This is a genomic window from Dyella sp. S184, assembly GCF_009766065.1.
Lineage (GTDB): Bacteria > Pseudomonadota > Gammaproteobacteria > Xanthomonadales > Rhodanobacteraceae > Rhodanobacter.
Window position 1 is genome coordinate 81716 of sequence record NZ_LMUE01000012.1, and the last position, 19420, is coordinate 101135.

15 protein-coding genes and 1 pseudogene are annotated in these 19420 nt (G+C 63.1%); 1 reads left to right on the top strand and 15 read right to left on the bottom strand.

From position 1 onward, the window contains the following. Positions 1-4 precede the first annotated feature (4 nt). The 9 genes and pseudogenes from leuB to GSQ75_RS16175 all read right to left on the bottom strand — a co-directional run bounded on the left by leuB (position 5) and on the right by GSQ75_RS16175 (position 10713). Complete coding sequence (gene leuB, locus GSQ75_RS16135; protein ID WP_158755908.1) at positions 5-1102, bottom strand: 3-isopropylmalate dehydrogenase; 1098 nt, start codon at positions 1100-1102, stop codon at positions 5-7. Continuing rightward, positions 1099-1680, bottom strand: a complete 582-nt coding sequence (gene leuD / locus GSQ75_RS16140; protein WP_158755909.1) for a 3-isopropylmalate dehydratase small subunit — start codon at positions 1678-1680, stop codon at positions 1099-1101. The genes leuB and leuD overlap by 4 nt, the downstream gene beginning before the upstream one ends. Then, positions 1677-3107, bottom strand: coding sequence for a 3-isopropylmalate dehydratase large subunit (leuC, locus tag GSQ75_RS16145; RefSeq protein ID WP_158755910.1), 1431 nt, complete (start codon positions 3105-3107; stop codon positions 1677-1679). Before leuC ends, leuD begins: the two co-directional genes overlap by 4 nt. Then, on the bottom strand, positions 3104-4102 hold the full coding sequence (locus tag GSQ75_RS16150) for a branched-chain amino acid transaminase (protein WP_158755911.1): 999 nt from the start codon (positions 4100-4102) through the stop codon (positions 3104-3106). Before GSQ75_RS16150 ends, leuC begins: the two co-directional genes overlap by 4 nt. A 17-nt stretch (positions 4103-4119) precedes the next feature. Next, the gene (locus tag GSQ75_RS16155) at positions 4120-5715 is read right to left on the bottom strand and encodes a 2-isopropylmalate synthase (protein WP_158755912.1); all 1596 of its coding nucleotides are present in this window, start codon (positions 5713-5715) and stop codon (positions 4120-4122) included. Positions 5716-6224: 509 nt separating this feature from the next. Continuing rightward, positions 6225-7550, bottom strand: coding sequence for a threonine synthase (gene thrC / locus GSQ75_RS16160; protein ID WP_158755913.1), 1326 nt, complete (start codon positions 7548-7550; stop codon positions 6225-6227). Further along, positions 7547-8512: a homoserine kinase gene (locus tag GSQ75_RS16165; protein WP_254058637.1), complete on the bottom strand. Its 966-nt coding sequence runs from the start codon at positions 8510-8512 to the stop codon at positions 7547-7549. Before GSQ75_RS16165 ends, thrC begins: the two co-directional genes overlap by 4 nt. A 23-nt stretch (positions 8513-8535) precedes the next feature. Then, a pseudogene (locus GSQ75_RS16170) lies at positions 8536-9612 on the bottom strand (homoserine dehydrogenase); the annotation flags it as partial. A 417-nt stretch (positions 9613-10029) separates the two neighbouring features. Beyond that, a complete protein-coding gene (locus GSQ75_RS16175; protein WP_158755915.1) occupies positions 10030-10713 on the bottom strand; it encodes a class I SAM-dependent methyltransferase in 684 nt (227 codons plus the stop codon). A gap of 295 nt (positions 10714-11008) precedes the next feature. On the opposite strand from GSQ75_RS16175, the gene GSQ75_RS16180 reads away from it, so the two are divergent. Continuing rightward, on the top strand, positions 11009-12622 hold the full coding sequence (locus tag GSQ75_RS16180; protein ID WP_158755916.1) for a GMC family oxidoreductase N-terminal domain-containing protein: 1614 nt from the start codon (positions 11009-11011) through the stop codon (positions 12620-12622). 202 nt (positions 12623-12824) lie between these two features. On the opposite strand, the gene GSQ75_RS16185 is transcribed toward GSQ75_RS16180, so the two are convergent. The 6 genes from GSQ75_RS16185 to GSQ75_RS16210 form a co-directional block, all read right to left on the bottom strand. Beyond that, the gene (locus GSQ75_RS16185) at positions 12825-13586 is read right to left on the bottom strand and encodes a DUF4239 domain-containing protein (protein ID WP_158755917.1); all 762 of its coding nucleotides are present in this window, start codon (positions 13584-13586) and stop codon (positions 12825-12827) included. A 366-nt stretch (positions 13587-13952) separates the two neighbouring features. Next, entirely contained in the window at positions 13953-14438 is a 486-nt protein-coding gene (locus GSQ75_RS16190) for a hypothetical protein (protein WP_158755918.1), read from the bottom strand. A 51-nt stretch (positions 14439-14489) separates the two neighbouring features. Further along, positions 14490-15770: an alpha/beta fold hydrolase gene (locus GSQ75_RS16195; RefSeq protein WP_158755919.1), complete on the bottom strand. Its 1281-nt coding sequence runs from the start codon at positions 15768-15770 to the stop codon at positions 14490-14492. Between the two features lie 310 nt (positions 15771-16080). Next, entirely contained in the window at positions 16081-16956 is an 876-nt protein-coding gene (locus GSQ75_RS16200) for a hypothetical protein (RefSeq protein WP_158755920.1), read from the bottom strand. Next, positions 16923-17258, bottom strand: coding sequence for an FUSC family protein (locus GSQ75_RS16205; protein WP_158755921.1), 336 nt, complete (start codon positions 17256-17258; stop codon positions 16923-16925). The genes GSQ75_RS16200 and GSQ75_RS16205 overlap by 34 nt, the downstream gene beginning before the upstream one ends. Positions 17259-17425: 167 nt before the next feature. After that, entirely contained in the window at positions 17426-19414 is a 1989-nt protein-coding gene (locus GSQ75_RS16210) for a bifunctional 2',3'-cyclic-nucleotide 2'-phosphodiesterase/3'-nucleotidase (protein ID WP_158755922.1), read from the bottom strand. Positions 19415-19420 lie beyond the last annotated feature (6 nt).

Below are 19420 nucleotides of genomic sequence, written 5' to 3' on the forward strand. Positions count from 1 at the left end.
TGCATCAGCCGCATGCGCGTGCCCCGCAGAAGAACGCGGCGGCGCTGTCGGCGTACTCCTCGATCGCGGCCAGCACGGCGTCGCACACCGCCGCGGTGCCGGCGCTGCCGCCGATGTCGCGGGTGTGCGGACCATGGCGCAGCACCTGATCGACCGCTGTCTCGACGGCCACCGCTTCGGCTTCCAGTTCCAGCGAATGACGCAGCAGCATGGCCGCGGAAAGGATCGCGCCGATCGGATTGGCCACGCCATGGCCGGCGATGTCCGGCGCCGAACCGTGGATCGGTTCGTACAGGCCGGCCTTGCCCTCACCCAGTGACGCCGACGGCAACAGGCCGAGCGAACCGGCCAGCGCAGCGGCCTCGTCGGTGAGGATGTCGCCGAACAGGTTCTCGGTGACCACCACGTCGTAGCGGTTCGGCTGGGTCAGCAACAGCATCGCCATCGAGTCGACGAGCTGGTGCTCGACCTTCACGTCGGGATAGTCAGCAGCGACGCGCTGCACCGTGCTGCGCCACAGGCGCGAGGTTTCCAGTACGTTCGCCTTGTCCACCGAGGTGACGTGATGACGACGGCTGCGTGCCAGCTCGAACGCACGGTGCACCACGCGCTCGACTTCGGCGACGGTGTATTTGCACTCGTCGGTAGCGGTATCGGCCGTGCGGGTTTTTGCACCGAAGTACGCACCACCGGTCAGCTCGCGCACGAACAGCACGTCGACGTTTTCCAGTTTCTCGTTCTTCAGTGGCGACAGGTCGGCCAGCGCCGGATGCACCTGCAGCGGACGCAGGTTCGCGTAGACGCCCAGCGCGGCACGCAGCGCCAGCAGTCCCTGTTCAGGGCGCACCGATGCGTTCGGGTCGGACCACTTCGGGCCACCGACGGCACCGAGCAGCACCGCATCGGCGCTCTGACATGCCGCCAGCGCAGCCGCTGGCAGCGGCTCGCCGGTGGTATCGATCGCGGCACCCCCGATCAGCTGCTCATCGAAGGTGAACACGTGCTCGTAACGCGCAGCGACGGTTTTCAATACGGCCACGGCAGCCGCAGTGACTTCGGGGCCGACGCCGTCGCCGGGCAGGGTGACGATGTGTGCCTTCATGCCGCTTTCTCCTGTTGTTCGTAATGTGTGATCGCGTCAGCGTGTTGCAGCAGGTAGCCAAGCTGGTCGACGCCGTTGAGCAGGCAGTGCCGCGCGAATGGTTCCAGCCGGAACGGAATGTGGCCACCGTCGGGCAGCGCGATGAACTGCTCGCGCACGTCGATCACCAGCTCGATGCCGGGATGCTTGAGCAGCCAGCGGTGCTCCAGTTCGTCGATGACGATCGCCAGCAGGCCGTTCTTCAACGCGTTGCCGCGGAAGATGTCCGCGATCTCGCTACACAGCACCGCCTGCACGCCGTAGTCGAGCAGAGCCCACGGTGCGTGCTCGCGCGAGGAACCACAGCCGAAATTGCGTCCGGCGACAACGATCGAACAGCCCTGCGCCTGCGGCTGGTTCAACGGAAATGCCGGGTTGTCGCTGCCATCGGCCTGATAACGCCAATCGTGGAAGCACAGCTTGCCCAAGCCTTCGCGGGTGGTGGTGGTGAGGAAGCGCGCCGGGATGATGCGGTCGGTGTCGATGTTTTCGTCGGCCAGCACGGCGGTGCGCGAGTGGATGCGGGTGATGGGCTTCATGCGGCTTGCTCCCGGCGGTGATCGGCGGTGGCCGGGTAGTCGCGCGGATCGGCAATGCGGCCGGCCAACGCAGACGCGGCAGCGGTGGCCGGGCTGGCCAGCACGGTGCGTGCGCCCTTGCCCTGGCGGCCTTCGAAGTTGCGGTTGGAGGTGCTCACCACCAGCTGACCCGGTTGGGCCAGATCGCCGTTCATCGCGATGCACATCGAGCAGCCAGGCACGCGCCACTCGGCGCCGGCGGCGGTGAACACCTGATGCAGGCCTTCGCGTTCGGCATCGCGGCGCACCGCTTCGGAGCCCGGCACCACCAGCATGCGCACGCCGTCGGCGACGCGACGACCACGCATCACGTTGGCGGCCTCGCGCAGGTCGGACAGGCGCGAGTTGGTGCAACTGCCGACGAACACCACATCGACCGGCGTGCCCTGCATCGGCTGGCCGGGCTTGCTCTGCATGTAGTCGAGCGCGCGATGTTCCTGGGCATTGGTCGCGGCCGGCACCGGCGCGTCCATCGCGATCGCCATGCCCGGATGGGTGCCGTAGGTGACCGTCGGCTTCACCGTGCTGGCGTCGATGCGCACCTCGCGGTCGTAGGTGGCGCCGTCATCGCTGCGCAGCGCACGCCACGTCGCCACGGCGGCATTCCATGCGGCGCCCTGCGGCGTACGCGGGCGACCCTTCAGCCATGCGAACGTGGTGTCGTCCGGCGCGATCAACCCGGCGCGTGCGCCGGCTTCGATCGACATGTTGCAGACCGTCATGCGCTCGTCCATCGACAGCGCTTCGATGGCCGCGCCGCGGTACTCCAGCACGTAGCCGGTGCCGCCATCGACACCGATCGTGCCGATGATGTGCAGGATCAGATCCTTCGCGCTGATGCCGGCAGGCAACTGACCGTCCACATGAATCGCCATGGTCTTCGGCTTGCGCTGCAGCAGGCATTGCGTGGCCATCACGTGGCCAACCTCGGTAGTGCCGATGCCGAACGCCAACGCGCCGAACGCGCCGTGGGTGGAGGTGTGGCTGTCGCCGCAGACGATCGTCATGCCGGGCTGGGTGGCGCCAAGCTCCGGGCCGATCACGTGCACGATGCCGCGGTCGGCGCTGTCCCAGCCGTGCAGCTCGACGCCGAACTCGCGGCAGTTGGTTTCCAGCTGGGTCACCTGCGCCTGCGCCTCTGCATTCGCATACGGGCGGCTGCCGTCGGCGTTCGTCGGCAAGGTCGGGGTGGAGTGGTCCAGTGTGGCCAGCATGCGATCGGGGCGACGCAGCTGCAGGCCGCGCTCGCGCAGTTCGCTGAACGCCTGCGGCGAAGTCACCTCATGCACCAGATGCAGGTCGACGTAGAGCACCGCCGGCGTGTCGGTGGTTTCGGGTACGACGACATGCGCGCCCCAAACTTTCTCGAACAGGGTCTTTGCACTCACGCCGATGCCTCCATCATTTCGTGCGCTCGTCCATGAGCGCGATCACCAGCTGGCACTGGTTCGTGGTTAGGGACGACCGCATTGACGAAACTCAGCCAGTTCCAGCGATCTTCGGTGCGGCCGTCGAACAGACCGAAGAATGCCTGCTGCAGTTGCTTGGTGATCGGGCCGGGCATACCTGCACCGACGACCTTGCGATCGACCGAGCGCACCGGCGTGATCTCGGCAGCGGTACCGGTCATGAACACTTCGTCGGCGGTGTACAGCGCCTCGCGTGGCAGGTCACGTTCTTCCACCGTGATGCCGAGATTGGCGGCCAGCGTGAGCACGCTGTCGCGGGTGATGCCGGCGAGGATGCCGGCGCTCGATGGCGGCGTGAGCAGCTTGCCGCGCTTGACCAGGAACAGATTTTCGCCCGCGCCCTCGCTGAGCAGGCCGTTGTGGCCCAGCGCGATGCCTTCGTCGTAACCGCCGCGGCGCGCTTCCAGCCCTATCAGCTGGCTGTTGAGGTAGTTGCCGCCGGCCTTGGCCCAGCTCGGCAAGGTGTTCGGTGCGGGACGATGCCACGAGGACACGCAGACGTCGGCGCCTTTTTCCACCGCATCGCCCAGATATGCGCCCCAGTCCAGCGCCATGATCGCTACTTCGACCGGCGCGCCCTCCTTCGGCAGCACGCCCAGGCCACCGGCGCCGCGGAACACGATCGGTCGCACGTAGGCCGAGCGCATCGCGTTGGCGCGGATCAGTTCGATGCAGGCGGTGTTGATCTCGTCTTCGCAGTAGCCGATCTCGATCTCGTAGATCGCGGCGGACTCGAACAGCCGGCGCGTGTGCTCGGCCAGCCGGAAATACGCCGGGCCTCGCGGCGTGGCGTAGACGCGCTCGCCCTCGAACACCGAGGAGCCGTAGTGCAGGGCATGCGTGCTGACATGGACGCTGGCATCGGCCCAGGGCTTGATGCGACCGTTGTGCCAGAGGAAGGGCGTGTTGCTCATGAAAACTCCTCGAATGACTACAGGTTGGCGACGGCGACCGGCGCAGCGACCGGTTGCTGTCGTTCGATGCGGTTGACGATCGCCAACGCGGCCTGCGCGGTCGCCTCGACGATGTCGGTGCTGACGCCGTGACCGCGCCACTCGCGCGAGGCGTGGCGTGCAGTGAGCTGGGCGTGGCCCTGGGCATCGCCACCTTCGCTGACGGCGCGTACCTTGAAGTCGCTCAGCTGCAGCGCGTTGCCGGTGGCGCGCTCGATTGCGCGCAGCACGGCATCGACCGGGCCGTCACCGATCGCCGCTTCGCCGACTTCACGACCGTCGTCATGGCGCAGCTTCACCGAAGCCGAGGCGCTGCCGCCCAGATGCGTGCTGGTATTGAGCTGCACCAACCGCCATGGACCCGCGGCATCCGGATCCAGGCCCAGCGCGATCGCTTCCAGATCCTCGTCGTGCACTTCGCGCTTCTTGTCGGCCAGCGTCTTGAAACGCGCGAAGATCACGTCCAGTGCCGCGTCGTCCGGCGTGTGGCCCAGGGTTTCCAGGCGCTGGCGCAGCGCAGCGCGGCCGGAATGCTTGCCCATGACCAGCTTCGTTTCGGCGATACCTACGTCCTGTGGGCGCATGATTTCGTAGGTGCCGCGGTGCTTGAGCATGCCGTGCTGGTGGATGCCCGATTCATGCGCGAACGCGTTGTCGCCCACGATCGCCTTGTTGCGCGGCACCGCCTGCCCGGTCAGCTGGGTCAGCAGGCGCGAGGTGGGATACAGCCGACGCGTGTCGATGCGGGTGCCGACGCCGAAGTGCGGCGCGCGCACCTTCAGTGCCATCACGATCTCCTCCAGTGCGGCATTGCCGGCGCGCTCGCCGATGCCGTTGATCGTGCATTCCACCTGGCGCGCACCGGCGCTCACCGCAGCGAGGCTGTTCGCCACCGCCATGCCCAGGTCGTCATGGCAATGGCTGGAGAAGATCACTTTGTCCGCATCGCGCACTTGCCGGCGCAGGTAGGTGAACAATTCGACGATCTCGGCTGGCGTGGTGTAGCCCACCGTGTCCGGTGCATTCAGCGTGGTGGCACCGGCGGCGACTGCGGCACTGAACACCTCGGCGAGGAATTCGGGTTCGGTGCGCAGCGCGTCCTCGGCGGAGAACTCCACCTCGTGGCACAAGCCACGGGCACGTTCGACGGCAGCCACCGCAGCATCGACCACCTGCGCCTTGCTCATGCCCAGCTTGTGCTCGCGGTGCAGCGGACTGGTCGACAGGAACACATGGATGCGTGCATGCCGCGCCTGTTCCAGTGCACGCGCGGCGCTGTCGATGTCGCCGTTCTGGCAACGTGCCAGCGCACATACCGTGGTGCTCTTCAGCGTGCGTGCGATTTCGGCCACCGCGGCGAAATCATCCGGGGAAGCCTGCGGGAAGCCAGCTTCCAGCACATCGACGCCGAGCGCCTCGAGCGCTTGTGCAATGCGCAATTTCGTACGCCGATCCATCGAGAAACCGGGTGCCTGCTCGCCGTCGCGCAGGGTAGTGTCGAAGATGCGCACGCGATCGGCGGCAGCGCTGACGCTGCCGGATGTTGTTGCTGTTACGTCTGATTCGGGGTTCATCGCTGGCTCCGTGGATGCGAGCCGAGGGCAACAAAAAACCCCGCGCCGTTGCCGGTGCGGGGTTTTTGGGAGTCTTCAGGTTACTTTCTATCTACCTGGACACATGCCCTCAGCCCGCACCTCCGTTGATAATAAGGAGTACGAGTACAAGGGTAAGAAGGAGCGTGCCGCGAAGCTGCAGCAGGCCGGCAACCGTCGGGAGACGGTTGGTTTCGGCAGTGCGGCAGGGGTTGTTGCGTTGCGACATGCGACCGACCATACGCGAAGCTGAAATGGCTAGTCAACAGTTTCCTTTGAAACTGATCGCTCGATCGCGATGATTGCGGTATGGATGGCTAGCCATCCATATGATGGATCGGCTTCCGTCCTGCGCACGCGTGTCGCGCGCGAACTGTCACGGCAAGTGGCGATCAGTCGGTGCAAGCAGATAGAGCTGCAAAGCCTGCCGGGACTGACCTGAGGTTGCCCGGCAGCTGGTCAGTCCCGGCCCCGCATTCGGACCTGAACCATCAAGCTTGGGCGTGTTGCAGCAGCCATTGCCGCAATGCGTTTTCGTTGGCAGCCAGCGGCTCGGACGAGGCCGGGCGTGCCAGCATCGCCGCGAGTGACGCGGGCACCGCAAGCGGTTGCTCGATCAGCGGTTCGACCACGCTCTCGAACTTGGCTGGGTGCGCAGTGGCGACCACGGTCCACGGAGTTGCGTCGCCGCTCGCGCGCAGCTGATCAAGCAGATGCGCGGCAGTGGCGGTGTGCGGGCAGAACACGTAACCGTATTCGTGCGCATGGTTGGAGATGGTTTGCCGGATCGCTGCATCGCCGACACTGGCTGCCTGCAGTTGCTCACGTAAGGCGTGTACATCCGGATAAGTCCAGCGCAGTCGATCGAAGTTGCTCGGCGCACCCACGTCCATCGCATTCGCCAACGTGGCGACGGCTTCGCGTGGCGTATACGGGGCGCCCGAAAAATAGTCGGGCAGGGTGGTGTTGGCGTTGCAGGCCAACCGTAGCGAGCCGATTGGCAGGCCGATCTCACGCACCCACAGGCAGGCCAGTGCGTTGCCCAGGTTGCCGGTGGGCACGATGAAATTCAGCGGCTTGTGGTGTTCGCGCCACCAGCTCAGCGCCGCGTGCGCGTAGTAACTCATCTGCGGCAGCAGCCTGCCGAGGCTGATGCTGTTGGCCGAGGAGAGCGGCAACTGCGCCTGCAGCGTGGCATCGTTGAGTGCCGCCTTGACCATGCGCTGGCAATCGTCGAAGCGGCCGACCACGCGCAGTGCCGTGACGTTGTCGCCGAAGCAGCCGAGCTGATGCGCTTGGCGCGGCGACACCAGCCCATCGGGATACAGGATCACCACGCGCACGTTCGGCTTGCGATGAAACGCGGCCGCCACCGCCGCGCCGGTGTCGCCCGAGGTGGCGACCAGGATCGTCAATGGTCGTGCATCGTTGCGCGGCAGGCGGCGCAAGCAGGCGGCGAGGAAGCGTGCACCGAAATCCTTGAAGGCCGAGGTGGGGCCATGGAACAGCTCCAGCACCATGGTATTCGGGTGGGCCGGTAGCGCATGCAGCGGCGCGTCGAACGTGAATGCTTCCACGCAGATTGCCGCCAACTCGTCGGCCAACGGATCACCGGCAAAGAACGGCGCCAGCAAGATGGCGGCGGTGTCGGCCAGGGTTCCGTGTGGATCGAACGCGGCCGGATCGATCGACGGCAACGCCTCCGGCACATACAGTCCGCCATCGGGTGCAAGTCCGGCCGCGATCGCCTGACTGATCGGCACGGTCGGGCCGGCGCTGCGGGTGCTGTGATAGCGCAGCGGTTCGACCTCGCTCATGCATCCACCTCGAGCGAGGGAATCAAGGCGGCGGCTGGCCCATCGATAGGCGACACCCACGCATCGCTATCGAGACCGGCGTCGGCGAACGCAGTCTGCATCGCGGCAGAAGCTGCTTCGGCGTCGCCGCGGTTGTCGTACCAGCCGAACACGCTGGGGCCGGCGCCGGAAATGCTGGCGCCGAGTGCGTGATGATCCAGCGCAGCCTGCTTCACCTGCGCGAAGTTCGGGATCAGCGGTGCGCGGCGTGGTTCCACCAGTACGTCCTTCAGGCCTTCGCGTACCAGCGCCGCGTCGCCGCGGTAGCAGCCGGCCAGCACCAGCGCGAGGTTCGAACTTTGCGCGACGAACTCGCCGAGTTCGTAGTGGCCGGCCAATGCCGCCCGTGCCTTGCGCGTCTCCAGCACCACATGCGGATGCACCAGCGCGCAATGCCATACGGCCGGCACTTCGATGCGCAGCAGGCGCTCGTGGGTGGCCAGCACCAGGCCGCCAAGCAGCATCGAACCGAGGTTGTCGCCATGCCGGCTGCCGCTGGCCACTGTTTCGCCGTCCAGCGCGAAGCCGTACAGCGATTCGCGCGGCAGCGGCTGCGCCAGCAACGCATTCGCGGCGACCAGCGCGGCCACGCAGGATGCGGCCGAGCCGCCCATGCCCGAACCCAGCGCGATGCCCTTGTGCAGCACCAGTTCGAACCCATGCTGCAGGCCGAGCGCCTTGCGCAGCGCGAGCAGGGCGACGCCGGCGGTGTTCTGGCGCGGGTCGGTCGGCAGTTCGGTGACGCAGCCGCGGATCGCGACAATGCGTACCACCGGTTCGTCGATGCGGCGCACCTCGGCGCGATCGCCAGCGCCAGCCACGCTGTGGCCGAGCAGGTCGAAACCCACGCCCACGTTGCCGACACTGGCAGGTGCGAAGGCGCAGGCGACCTGCGGGAGTTTGGGGCGACGCGGTGAAGCCATGACGGGTTCCAGAAGTAAGGTGTTCATGCGCGCACCTCCAGCGAATCGGCAATGCGCAGCAGATCGGTGAACACGCCGGCGGCGGTCACTTCGGGACCGGCGCCGGGGCCTTGCACCGACAGCGGATTGTCGCAGTAACGGCGTGTCGTGAACTGCACGATGTTGTCGGTCAGTCGCGTATGTGCGAAAGCATGCTTCGCCGGCAGCACAACCAGCTTCACGCGAGCGCGGCCATGACGGTCCAGGCTGGCGACATAGCGCAGCACACCGCCGATGGCCCGCGCCTCGGCCAGCCGGGCGGACATCAACGGATCCAGTTCGTGCAGTCGCTGCATGCATGCTTCGAGCGGCAGCGCCACCAGCGCGGGTGGCACCAGACTTTCCACCACGACTTCCTCCAGCGACAGCGGCCAGCCCGCCTCGCGCGCCAGGATCACCAGCTTGCGCGCCACGTCCAGACCGGACAGGTCGTCGCGCGGATCAGGCTCGGTATAGCCCAGCGCATGCGCCTCTTGCACCAGCGCCGAGAACGGTTGCTGGCCATCATGGCGGTTGCACAGCCACGCCAGCGTGCCGGAGAACATGCCTTCCACCGCGAGCAGTTCGTCGCCGGTATCGAGCAGGTCGCGCAGCGTCTGCACTACCGGCAGGCCGGCGCACACGGTGGCCTCGTAGCGGAAGCGCATGCCGTCGGCACAGGCCGCGCGGATCGCCTGCCAGCGTGCCAGCGCACCGCTGCCGGCCAGCTTGTTCGGCGTCACCACATGCAGCCCGGCGGCCAGCCAGTCGGCGTAGTGACTGGCGACGACATCGCTGGCGCTGCAGTCGATCAGTAGCGCGTGGCGGCCATCGTTGCCGCGTACGTGCGCGGCGAATTCATCGAGATTACCCGGCCGCCAGATCTGCGCACGCTCGCCGTGGCGGTCGCGGCCGGCATGGTTGAGCTCGGGATCGTCGCAGTCCAGCCACATCCGCCGGCTGGCAGCGACGCCGCACAGCTGCAGCTCCAGCCCGGTCTCGCGCAGCAGCCGTGGCTGGGCAGCGCGCAATTGGGTGAGCAGCGCGCTGCCGACGCGGCCGGGTCCGATCAGGCCGACCGCCAGCACGCGCCGGCGCCGTGCAGTCGGCATGGCGAAACCGAACGAGGGTCGAGGGACGGCAAGTTGGGGTGCACAGACATTCACGATGACCTCCTGTGAGGCCCGTGCTCGCTGGCGGATCGGCTTGTGCGTGGGAGTGCACCGGCCCGCCTCATCGAGGGCGGGGCCGTTGCGTAGTGAAGAACCTATTCGCGCACGGACACCCACCCCGACCGAGTCGTGGTGGTAGTCGTAATCGTGGTGGCGATGGAACGAGCGTTGACGCCCGCCGGCAACAGCAACTGCCCGGTGGAAACCGGTGCGGCGTGCATGCGTGTTGGGGTGGAATGCGGCGACATGGCATGACCTTAGAGCGATTGCTGCAGTGCGGTCAACAGATTCATTTGCAACTTTTGCTTATATCCACATCGGTGCCGATCAATCCGCCGCCTGCGCCATGAAGATTACCGACGCTGGCTTTTGCGTCTGCGGATGCAGCGGTTCGCGCATCTCCAGCAGTCGCAGGCCATGTTCCTGAAAAAGCCGGATCCAGCTTTCCATGGTGCGGAAATACCAGGGCGCTGCGTCGCTGAAGTCCGTGCTGAAGCCGGCCCAGGAGCCCTGTCGCCAGCCATCCTGATAAGGGTGATCGCCACATGCGATGACCGGATGCAGGGTTTGCACCAGGAACGTACCGTGTGGTTTGAGCAGTGAACGGACGACGCCAAACAGCCCTGCAACGGATTCGTTGCCGAGCAAGGCGAAATTGCACACGATGGCATCGGCGGACAGCTTGAGTTCGCCAGCAGCCACGTCCTCATGCGACATCACGCGGAAGTCACCGCTGCCAGCTTGCTGCGCCTGTTCGATGAAGGCAGGGATCGCATCGATCCCGATCACCTCGATACCGCAGCCAGCCAGTGCACGGGCGAGCCAGCCTTCGCCGCAGCCGATGTCGAGTACGGAGCGCGGCGAGCGAGCCAGCGTGGCCTCGACGATCGCCCGATCAGTGACCAGCCGACGGCTCTCGATCTGCTGCCCGCGCACGGCAGTCGTCCATGGCGCGGCATTCCTGCCCCATGAATCGACGATCTTTGCATCGCTGAGTGGGTCGAGGCTCATGCCATGTCTCGCGAGTTACGGGCGGATTTCCAATACGGTTGCTTTCGCAACGCGTTGCTGACGTACGGCCAGAGCGTGCTGCAGATCCACGAGAGTCGGCCATGTCGAATCTGAGGTCAATAATGCGGCTTGATCACGATCGCAGGAAATCTGGATGCCCATGGTGTCGAGCAACTGACCGACGAAGGCTGGACCACCGCGTGGCATCATCGTGCTTGCTGCGCAGTGTGCGTGATCGCACAAGGTACGGCCGCTAGGCTGCAATCCCACTAGGATTTCCTTGAGGACACGAACGATGGCCGACTCGGTGGATTTTCTCGTTGTGGGGGCCGGCCCGGCCGGCTGCGCGGTGGCTGCGCGACTGGCCGCGGCCCGGCCCGATCTGACTGTCGCCATCCTCGAGACTGGGCCGGAGCGCACGCCGCTGCGCTCGAAAGTGCCGCTGGGTATCGCTGCCCTTGTGAGCCTGAAAGGTTCGGCCAATTACGCCTACGCCACGACGCCGCAGGCGGGGCTGCAGGGACGCCAGGGTTTCCAGCCGCGCGGGCGCGGCGTCGGTGGCTCCAGCCTGATCAACGCGATGATCTACATTCGCGGTCAGCCGCAGGATTACGACGGCTGGGAAGCATTGGGCTGTAGGGGTTGGGGCTGGAACGATGTGCTGCCCTATTTCAAGCGCAGCGAGGACAACGCGCGCGGCGCCTCGGAGCTACATGGCGTCGGCGGTCCTTTGCGAGTCGAGGATCTGCGCGAGAAAAATCCGGCGACGCAGGCACTGATCGAGGCAGCCGTGCAGGCGGGTTTTCCGCACAATGACGATTTCAACGGCGCCGTGCAGGAGGGAGTCGGCGCTTATCAGGTTTTCCAGAAAGCCGGCCGCCGCTTCAACGCTGCCGAAGCCTATCTCGGCGCGGCCGGCGTGCGGCCAGCCAATCTGCAGGTGATTGCCAACGCCCAGGTCCGGCGTATCCGCTTCGATGGCACGCACGCCACCGGGGTGGTCTATCGCAAGGGCGGTGCCGAGCATTCGCTGGGCGCACGCGGTGAGGTCATTCTTTCAGCTGGTGCCTTCGGCTCGCCGCAATTGTTGATGGCCTCGGGCGTGGGTCCCGCCGAACACCTGCGCGAGCACGGCATCGATGTCGTGGCGGATCGTGCACAGGTCGGACAGAACCTGCAGGACCATGTCGACTACACCTTGAACGTGCGCGCCAAGGCGCCGGGTCTGTTCGGCATCACCTTGCCGGTGCTGTATCAGGGAGTGATGAGCATGCGCGCGTGGAGTCGCGATGGGCGCGGCATGCTGACCACAAACGTGGCCGAAGCGGGCGGTTTTCTGAAGAGCGATCCTTCGCTCGACCGGCCCGACCTGCAGCTGCACTTCTGCAACGGCATCGTCGACGACCACAACCGCAAGCTGCATCTGGGCTCGGGCTATTCGATCCACGTCTGCGCATTGCGTCCACACAGCCGCGGTCAGGTTCGTCTAGCTAGCGCCGACATGGGCAAGGCACCGCTGATCGATCCGAATTTCCTCAGCGATCCGCGCGATCTCGATACCTTGCTCGCCGGTACGAAGATCAGCCAGCGCATCATGGCCGCGCCCGCGCTGGCCGCATGGAACGGACGCACGATCTACGGCAGCGGTCGCGATGACGACGAAACACTGCGCCAGCTCATCCGCGCCCACGCCGACACGATCTATCACCCGGTCGGCACCTGTCGCATGGGTGACGATGCAGAATCCGTGGTCGATCCATCGTTACGCGTGCGCGGCGTCGAAGGCCTGCGCGTGGTCGATGCCTCGATCATGCCGCGGGTGATCAGCGGCAACACGCAGGCGCCTTGCGCGATGATCGGGGAGAAGGCGGCGGACATGATTCTTGCGGCGGGTCGCACCAGCTATTAGGTAAGTATCGTTCGTGGTGTTTTTCCGCTGCGCCGCTCGCTGCAGTCGACCACAAGCAGACGTTCAACGATGGAGTTGAGCGGCGGCGAAGCCTTTCGCTTTGAACGAGTTGCTAGCCATCATAGCCTGTGCCTCAAGATCCAAATGGCTTTAAGCGTCAGGTACCCGAATAAGCCCAAAGCAGGGCCTGTAAACAAGCCGATCACGGCATGTGCATCGTTTGCTGTGCACGTTGGAAGGCGTAGTCACTCACGCAGACCCAACCGCGAAACGGCTGGTTGACATCGCTGATGGCGAGCATCACCAAGGTAATCAAGATGGTGAGCGAGAAAACCTGAAGCGTGTGTAGCCGGCGATTTACCGAACCGAACATGATTACCGACAGTAGGGTCAAGGCAGCCCCAATCAGCAGGACCGCCCAAAAAATGAAAGGTAGCCGATACACGCTTTGAAGCAACCGCGTTCGCCTGCGTGCGGTTAGGTCACTCAATTCGGATAGCGCGTGGTCCTGGGCGGTTATTTCCGATGGCGTGGAGGCCTTTACCTGCATGAGCGTTCGCCACATGTCCTCGTTGATTCCATAGCTCCGGTCGGGCACTCGCCCTGCAGCCATGGCGGGCCAATCCCCTTCGACCACGGCGTCGGCGTAGGCTCGACTTTCCGCTTCGAGTTTAAGGCGTTGTTCCTGAGGCAAGCCCTCGGCAAGTCGATAGACAGTGCGCAGGGCATTCGCCTCGAGGTCCACATTGAGGGTGGCCGCGCCGAAATTGGTCCACACGGTGTAGAGCATAAATCCCAGAATCACCGCGTAGGTGGTGCCGAGAACGCTCAACTGCCAGCCAATGAGGTCGTCGCCGTACTGTCTTTTCTCAAAAGGCCACAAGCGATTCATGAGCGCCATGACCGTCAGCGACACGATCGTGGTGACGCAAAAGATCAAGATGTTCTGTGGGAGCGTGAGCATAGCGAATGTCCGATTTGATCTGACTTTGCCGAGAGACCACCTGCGTTGCTGACTCGCGTTGATTATATTGGCAGATAACGCGGCTCGACCCGGCCTCGCCACCCTTCTGACATGGCAAACGGGCGCAACATTGAATGGGTTGCGCTCCTGCATTCCTTGCCATCCTTGCCCCCTGTTGCTCACCCTATGTCACCAATACGCGGACGTCAGCAGGTTTTACGGAGCTGACGTGCGTCTTTCGCTTAACAATGGGTGTCAAAGGTGTATGACCCCCGCCTTAGCCCGATCACGGAACGAATGGACTTGCTTGCAGACAAGATGGCGCGATGGGAATACCGCATGAGTCCAGGGTCTGAAATTTGAAAATCATCGCGTCAGCAGACGCCAAGCGTTCTGGCACGCTCCAAACAGTAATGCAATCGCGACTACATAAGTGACCTTCCAGGCGATTGACCAGGCCAAGAGTGTCGCCATGCCGGCAATGAACAAACCCAACGTTGCGACCATGGGCACTATGTATTCTCTTAGCTTCATATTGAGCGTTGCCAGGCTTCGGCACATTCGCCAGTGACTAACATGCCAAACGGCTCGCAGAATACCTAACCACAGGATGGCCCATCCAATCACGTAGGGCGAGACTGCGGGCACGAGGAAAAGCAGCGCGACGGCAAGTACGGCCAAGAAATCCATAAAGCTGCGCTTGGCGATCATGAGCATCCAACGACGTTCCTCATCAGATGCCAGGTTCAGCTTTACTGAAACTGAAACGAACAGAAGCCCATTCAAGGTAGCCGCAACTTCCGCGATGGTTGTATAGGCAGGCTGCCAATCATTCATGGACAAGGAACTCATGCCGGATACTCCTATTGTTCTGCTCCACAAGCCTCGATGACACATTTGCTGTCAGAGGCTCTTCCTGGATTGCCCATACTTAGTGGCAATCCAGTCAAAGAAAGATGCTTGCCATAGACTTGGAGCACCAATCTGACAGTGCTCATTACCACCAGATTCTTTATCGAACACCACCGTTGTCACGCTGCGCGCGTGGGTAAGGCTTTGCTTGAATTGGTCTACCTGCTCAAGCGGAATGAAATGGTCGTTAGTGCCCGCAAGGATCAAGACATCCGCCGTGATCTTGGATGCAACGGGAGCCAAGGTATACTGACTAAACATCTTGCCGATGTCATATGGGCTGCTGAGACCAAACACCCACATGCCATTTTCCCGCGTCCACTTTCGACCTGGATCATTACTTAACTTGGATAGGAAATCCAAGGTGCTAGTGTGTCCGTTCGCGATCAACCATTTTACGAATCCAGGCGTGCCGCGACTAACCGCTTCGCCGCCGTCATAAAACACATCCTGGGCTACCACGCCGTCGATGCGCGGATCGAACGCTGCGGCACGCGGAGCCAGGTACCCACCTAAACTCTCGCCGAGCATTACTATCTTCATCGGCTTGGGATGCGAAGCAAGAAATGTATCAAGCACTGCTGCGTTCGGCCTCTCCCATTCCGGCGTCATGGTCAAGCCCTGCTCGCGTAGTATTGAGCCTTGGCCAGGCCCTTCGTAGACGAGAACGGAGTAGCCCCGATCATGTGCCGCAGCAACGATGGAGAAGTACATCTCCTCCATCGTTCCGTCGTAACCGGTGATAGCCACGATTAGCGGCTTATCTTCTGCCCCAGTCGGGCCAGGGTAGTAAAGCGCGTTGAGGTGATATTTCCCGTATGGGACACTGATGCGTTCATAGAGAACATGTAACGCATTCAGTCCCGCATAGAAATTGTCGATGTTTTTCTTCCATGCCACCGGTCGCCTCGGGTCTTTGGGCGCGAGGAAAAAATCCGACGAACGATAGTAGTTATGCGCACGTAGCAAGGCACGTCCCTTCGATATCGGGTCGCTCGTCCGGTGGGCCAACGCAGCAAGGCGATCTCCTTCCGCTGTCCATGCGTTGTACCAGCCCTCTGCATCCCCCGCTTTCACGTTCGCGATGGTTTGCAGTACCTCGTTCGGATCAGCGCCTACGACGGATGTGTCGTTCAAGACCCGAAGTGCTTCGAAGTGATACGTCTGGTTCGCATACAGATGCGACGTCCCGTAATCCCTTGGGTGCTTATGCACATACCAACCAATACCGACAAGAAGCAGAATCGCGATCACAACGAGTATTCGGCGCATGGCCCATCTCCTCTTGTGTCTGGTGAGTGAGCGCACCGTCCGCCCAGGACAGACGGTGCGCACAACTAAAATCCCTTAGCTTGCCTTCTTTCCGGCGAAAGTCTTCCGAATTCGCACGAATAAATGCGTCAGATTTTGGCGCGAAAGTATGCCTGTCTCCCCTCGCCAGTCAACGGAATAAGTTATCGCGCGGGAAACCTGCACGGACTACAAGTCGATGCAAGGACTCGCGCCGCCTGATCGAGCCACGACCCACTGGCGTGAATGTCTGCTTCGGATGGGCGGTCTCAACCGGTCGACGCAACGCCTGCTAAACATCTCGTCGACCATAAAGACTCATCTTCCGACTAGCCGCCGAAAATGTCGCCATCGTCGCAGCGAGGACGAACAGCGCAACGACGATTCCCATAAGCCGCTGTAGCGCGGCGGATGCATCTGTTGACCACGCGTGATCCTGTACGAAAATCATGATGAACCCGACGCCAAATTGGGTTCCGATATAGCTCACTTCCGCCGCTCCCGCCTGGATATGTGCTGCCAACCAAACGCCTGCACCCAAGACGACTAGCCACAGGAGAGGACTCTTGCCGATCAGTGGTAACAGGGGAGCCGCAAGCAAGGCAGCGCAAAGGCAGCCCAAGAGTCGATTGAGCAATCGAATGTGTACTGCTTCGGTGACCTGGCCATGTACCAGGACGGATAATGGTACAAGTAGCACAGCAACCGCTGAAACCATCGACTGGGCGAAATTTGGCAACGCGTGGAAATGGTTGACCACACCGATGAGCGCGATGGTGATGGAACCCTGCATGGCTTGCGATATTCGCGTGGATCGCGAATGCCCGATGATGGGCGGCGCATGTGTTTCCCGCGCACCATACGCTTCAGGCAAGGAAGCGCTGACTGAGGAACCGTCGCTGCGAAGCAATCGTTCGACGCAAAGTGACACCGCCGAGATCGTAGCCGTCGCAAGAATTCCCACAGCAACATCTAAAATTCTGTTGATTGCAAGATTGGTTGGCGAAGCAATACTTACGGAATCACTAAGCACCATAAGCGCGGTGACGGTTCCAAGAACCCAGCTATACACGTAAGGTGAACCGAGCATCCAGTAAATACCCAGGCCGGATACCAGCGCGAGCACAAGAATGGTCAGCCAGGCTTGGTGAAATACGAGAGCTGCCAACAGTGCCCGCCGATCGCACCAATTACCGTGCCCGTAAGCCGCTCCAGGCAGCGCTGAAAGACCACACTTGGGCGTGCTCTGACGAGCACATAAGCGCTTAGTGCGACCCACCAGCGCTCCTTGAGGTTGAAGATGTCTGCGAGATACACGGCGAGCACAACGGAGGCGACAGTTTCCGCACACAATTTTCCGCGGTCGCCGCCATGGCTGATGAGGCGTAGTTCCACAAAAATCCCGTCAGCCATGCAACGTAAACGCTGGCGTAATGGCGACGCATCCTTTTGATCGGAGACCTCGTTCAATCGAACACCCTCGCTGTGGCGGCCGATATAACCCCGAGACAGAACTCTCTGAATCGTCTGTAACGATACCACCCGCGGTGAATCCTAGACCAACAAGCTGACTGAGATGCGCGGGCAAAGATGGCCGCCGTCTAAAGCAGACATCACCACTCCTGCTTGAGTCGCGCTCAATGCGACAGATCAATCGCATAAGTCGCCGTGCCGTCGCCGTGATCCTTCAGCTCGTGGATATCGTCGAGGCCGGCTTCATGCGCCAGTGCCTGCTTGTTACTCGCACCCTTGAACACCACCGGGCCATGCGTCTTCACTCGTGCAAACTTCCATGAAGTCGGTTCGAGATCTTTCGCACCGATCATGCGATGCTGCTCCAGCCATTTGGCCAGGATCTCGCGGGTACCGTCCGGTGCCGAAAGCACGATGTTCTTGCCGTCGAGGCCGGGGAAGTTGCCGCCGCCGCTGGCGCGGTAGTTGTTGGTGACGACGATGAACGGCTGGTCTGGGGTGACCCGCTTGCCGCGATACATCAGCGAGGTGATGCGCTGGCCGACCGGCTTCGACACGTTGATGACGTAGTGGATACCGCCCTGGATCTGGTCGAAGTTGAAGCCGGGATAGTGGTCGTTGATCAAGTCCTGTTCGCCGGTCTTGCTCGGGTCGATGCGGTTGAAGCGCTCGGCGGATTTTTCCAGCCATGCCTTGAGCCCGGCACCGTCGACCTTCACCGCGGCCAGCGTGTTCGGATAGAAGTACAGGTCGGCGGCGCTGCGCAGGGTGAGCGGGCCGGGCGCCACGTCGGTGTAGTCGTCGGGACCACCGAAGCCGCTGCGGAACGCGGCGGCGGCGGACAGCACAGGCACATCACGAAGTTCCGGATGCAGTCGCGGCAGTTCGCTGCGCACGTAGTCGGCCTGCGCCGCGTTGACCGCGGCCAGCGCGGTCATGTTGCCCTCGTCGGCGAAGTAGCTGCTCAGGTGCAGCGTGCTGTCGCCGATCGGCGTGTTGACATAGGCGATCGCGGCCTCATGCGCCTGCTGCACCAGTGGTGCGATCTCGGGATCGACCGGCACGCACTGGTTCTTCTGCGGGCAGATCGGCCGCACTTCGCTATGCGTATTGTCGAGGTCGACTACCCAGCGGCCGTTCTGGCGATTCAGCACCAGCTGTATCACGCCCAGGTCCTTGCCGAAGAAGCCACTCATCACCGCCGGCACATTACGGACGAAACCAAGTCGCGCATCGACGTCCTTCATGCCGGCGTAATGCGGGCCGGGGAACTCGGTATGCGAATGACCGAGCAGCAACACGTCGATGCCTTTCACGCCGGCCAGATACCAGCCGCCGTTTTCCATTTGTGGGGTGTACGGCGCAGTGTCGAGGCCGCCGTGCAGGATCGCCACGATCAGATCGGGATGCTGCGCTTCGAGTTGCGGCAGGTATTTCTGCGCCGCCTCGACCACACCGCTGACGGTGACCTTGCCGGCCAGGTTCTGCTTGTCCCACTGCATGATCGGCGGCGGGGTGAAGCCGATGATGCCGATCTTCAGCGGCACGCTGACCTTGCTGCCATCTTGTGTGTAGGCCTCGATGGTTTTCGTGACCACCGCCCACGGCTTGAAGATCGGCTGGCCGTCGCGCGCGCTGGCGACGTTGGACAGCACCAGCGGGAAGTGCGGGCCAGCGCAGTGATTCGTATGACTGCCATCGACGTTCATCGGCGTGCCGGTGACCTGCGACAGGAAGCCCAGGCCGTAATTGAATTCGTGGTTGCCGATGGTGCCGCCGTCGTAGCCGAGCGCATCCATCGCCTGATAGACCGCCAGTTCCTGGTCGCAGCCGACCGGCTTCACCAGCGCTTGGTAGTCGGCCAGCACGCTGCCCTGGATGGTGTCGCCGCTGTCGAACAGTAAGGTGTTGGGAAATTCCGTACGGGCGCGGCGGATCAGGGTGGCGGTGCGCTCGTAGCCGAGCGAATCGTCCGGCTTGAGCTTGTAGTAGTCGTAGCTCAGCACATTCGAATGGATGTCGGTGGTTTCCAGGATCGCCACGTTCGCGCGCGCGCCGTCCTGCAGCAGCGGGTTCGGCTTGACGGCATGGGCGGCGCAACCGGCGAGCAGGGCGGCGGCAAGGATGGCGGGAGAAAGGTGACGTAAAGACATGTCGGT

Coding starts and splice junctions, on each gene's coding strand:
- GSQ75_RS16195 (WP_158755919.1), bottom strand. CDS start 15,770: ATGCGCCGAATACTCGTTGTGATCGCGATTCTGCTTCTTGTCGGTATT.
- GSQ75_RS16210 (WP_158755922.1), bottom strand. CDS start 19,414: ATGTCTTTACGTCACCTTTCTCCCGCCATCCTTGCCGCCGCCCTGCTC.
- GSQ75_RS16190 (WP_158755918.1), bottom strand. CDS start 14,438: ATGAGTTCCTTGTCCATGAATGATTGGCAGCCTGCCTATACAACCATC.
- GSQ75_RS16180 (WP_158755916.1), top strand. CDS start 11,009: ATGGCCGACTCGGTGGATTTTCTCGTTGTGGGGGCCGGCCCGGCCGGC.
- leuD (WP_158755909.1), bottom strand. CDS start 1,680: ATGAAGCCCATCACCCGCATCCACTCGCGCACCGCCGTGCTGGCCGAC.
- GSQ75_RS16165 (WP_254058637.1), bottom strand. CDS start 8,512: ATGGCTTCACCGCGTCGCCCCAAACTCCCGCAGGTCGCCTGCGCCTTC.
- GSQ75_RS16155 (WP_158755912.1), bottom strand. CDS start 5,715: ATGAACCCCGAATCAGACGTAACAGCAACAACATCCGGCAGCGTCAGC.
- leuB (WP_158755908.1), bottom strand. CDS start 1,102: ATGAAGGCACACATCGTCACCCTGCCCGGCGACGGCGTCGGCCCCGAA.
- GSQ75_RS16150 (WP_158755911.1), bottom strand. CDS start 4,102: ATGAGCAACACGCCCTTCCTCTGGCACAACGGTCGCATCAAGCCCTGG.
- GSQ75_RS16175 (WP_158755915.1), bottom strand. CDS start 10,713: ATGAGCCTCGACCCACTCAGCGATGCAAAGATCGTCGATTCATGGGGC.
- GSQ75_RS16185 (WP_158755917.1), bottom strand. CDS start 13,586: ATGCTCACGCTCCCACAGAACATCTTGATCTTTTGCGTCACCACGATC.
- thrC (WP_158755913.1), bottom strand. CDS start 7,550: ATGAGCGAGGTCGAACCGCTGCGCTATCACAGCACCCGCAGCGCCGGC.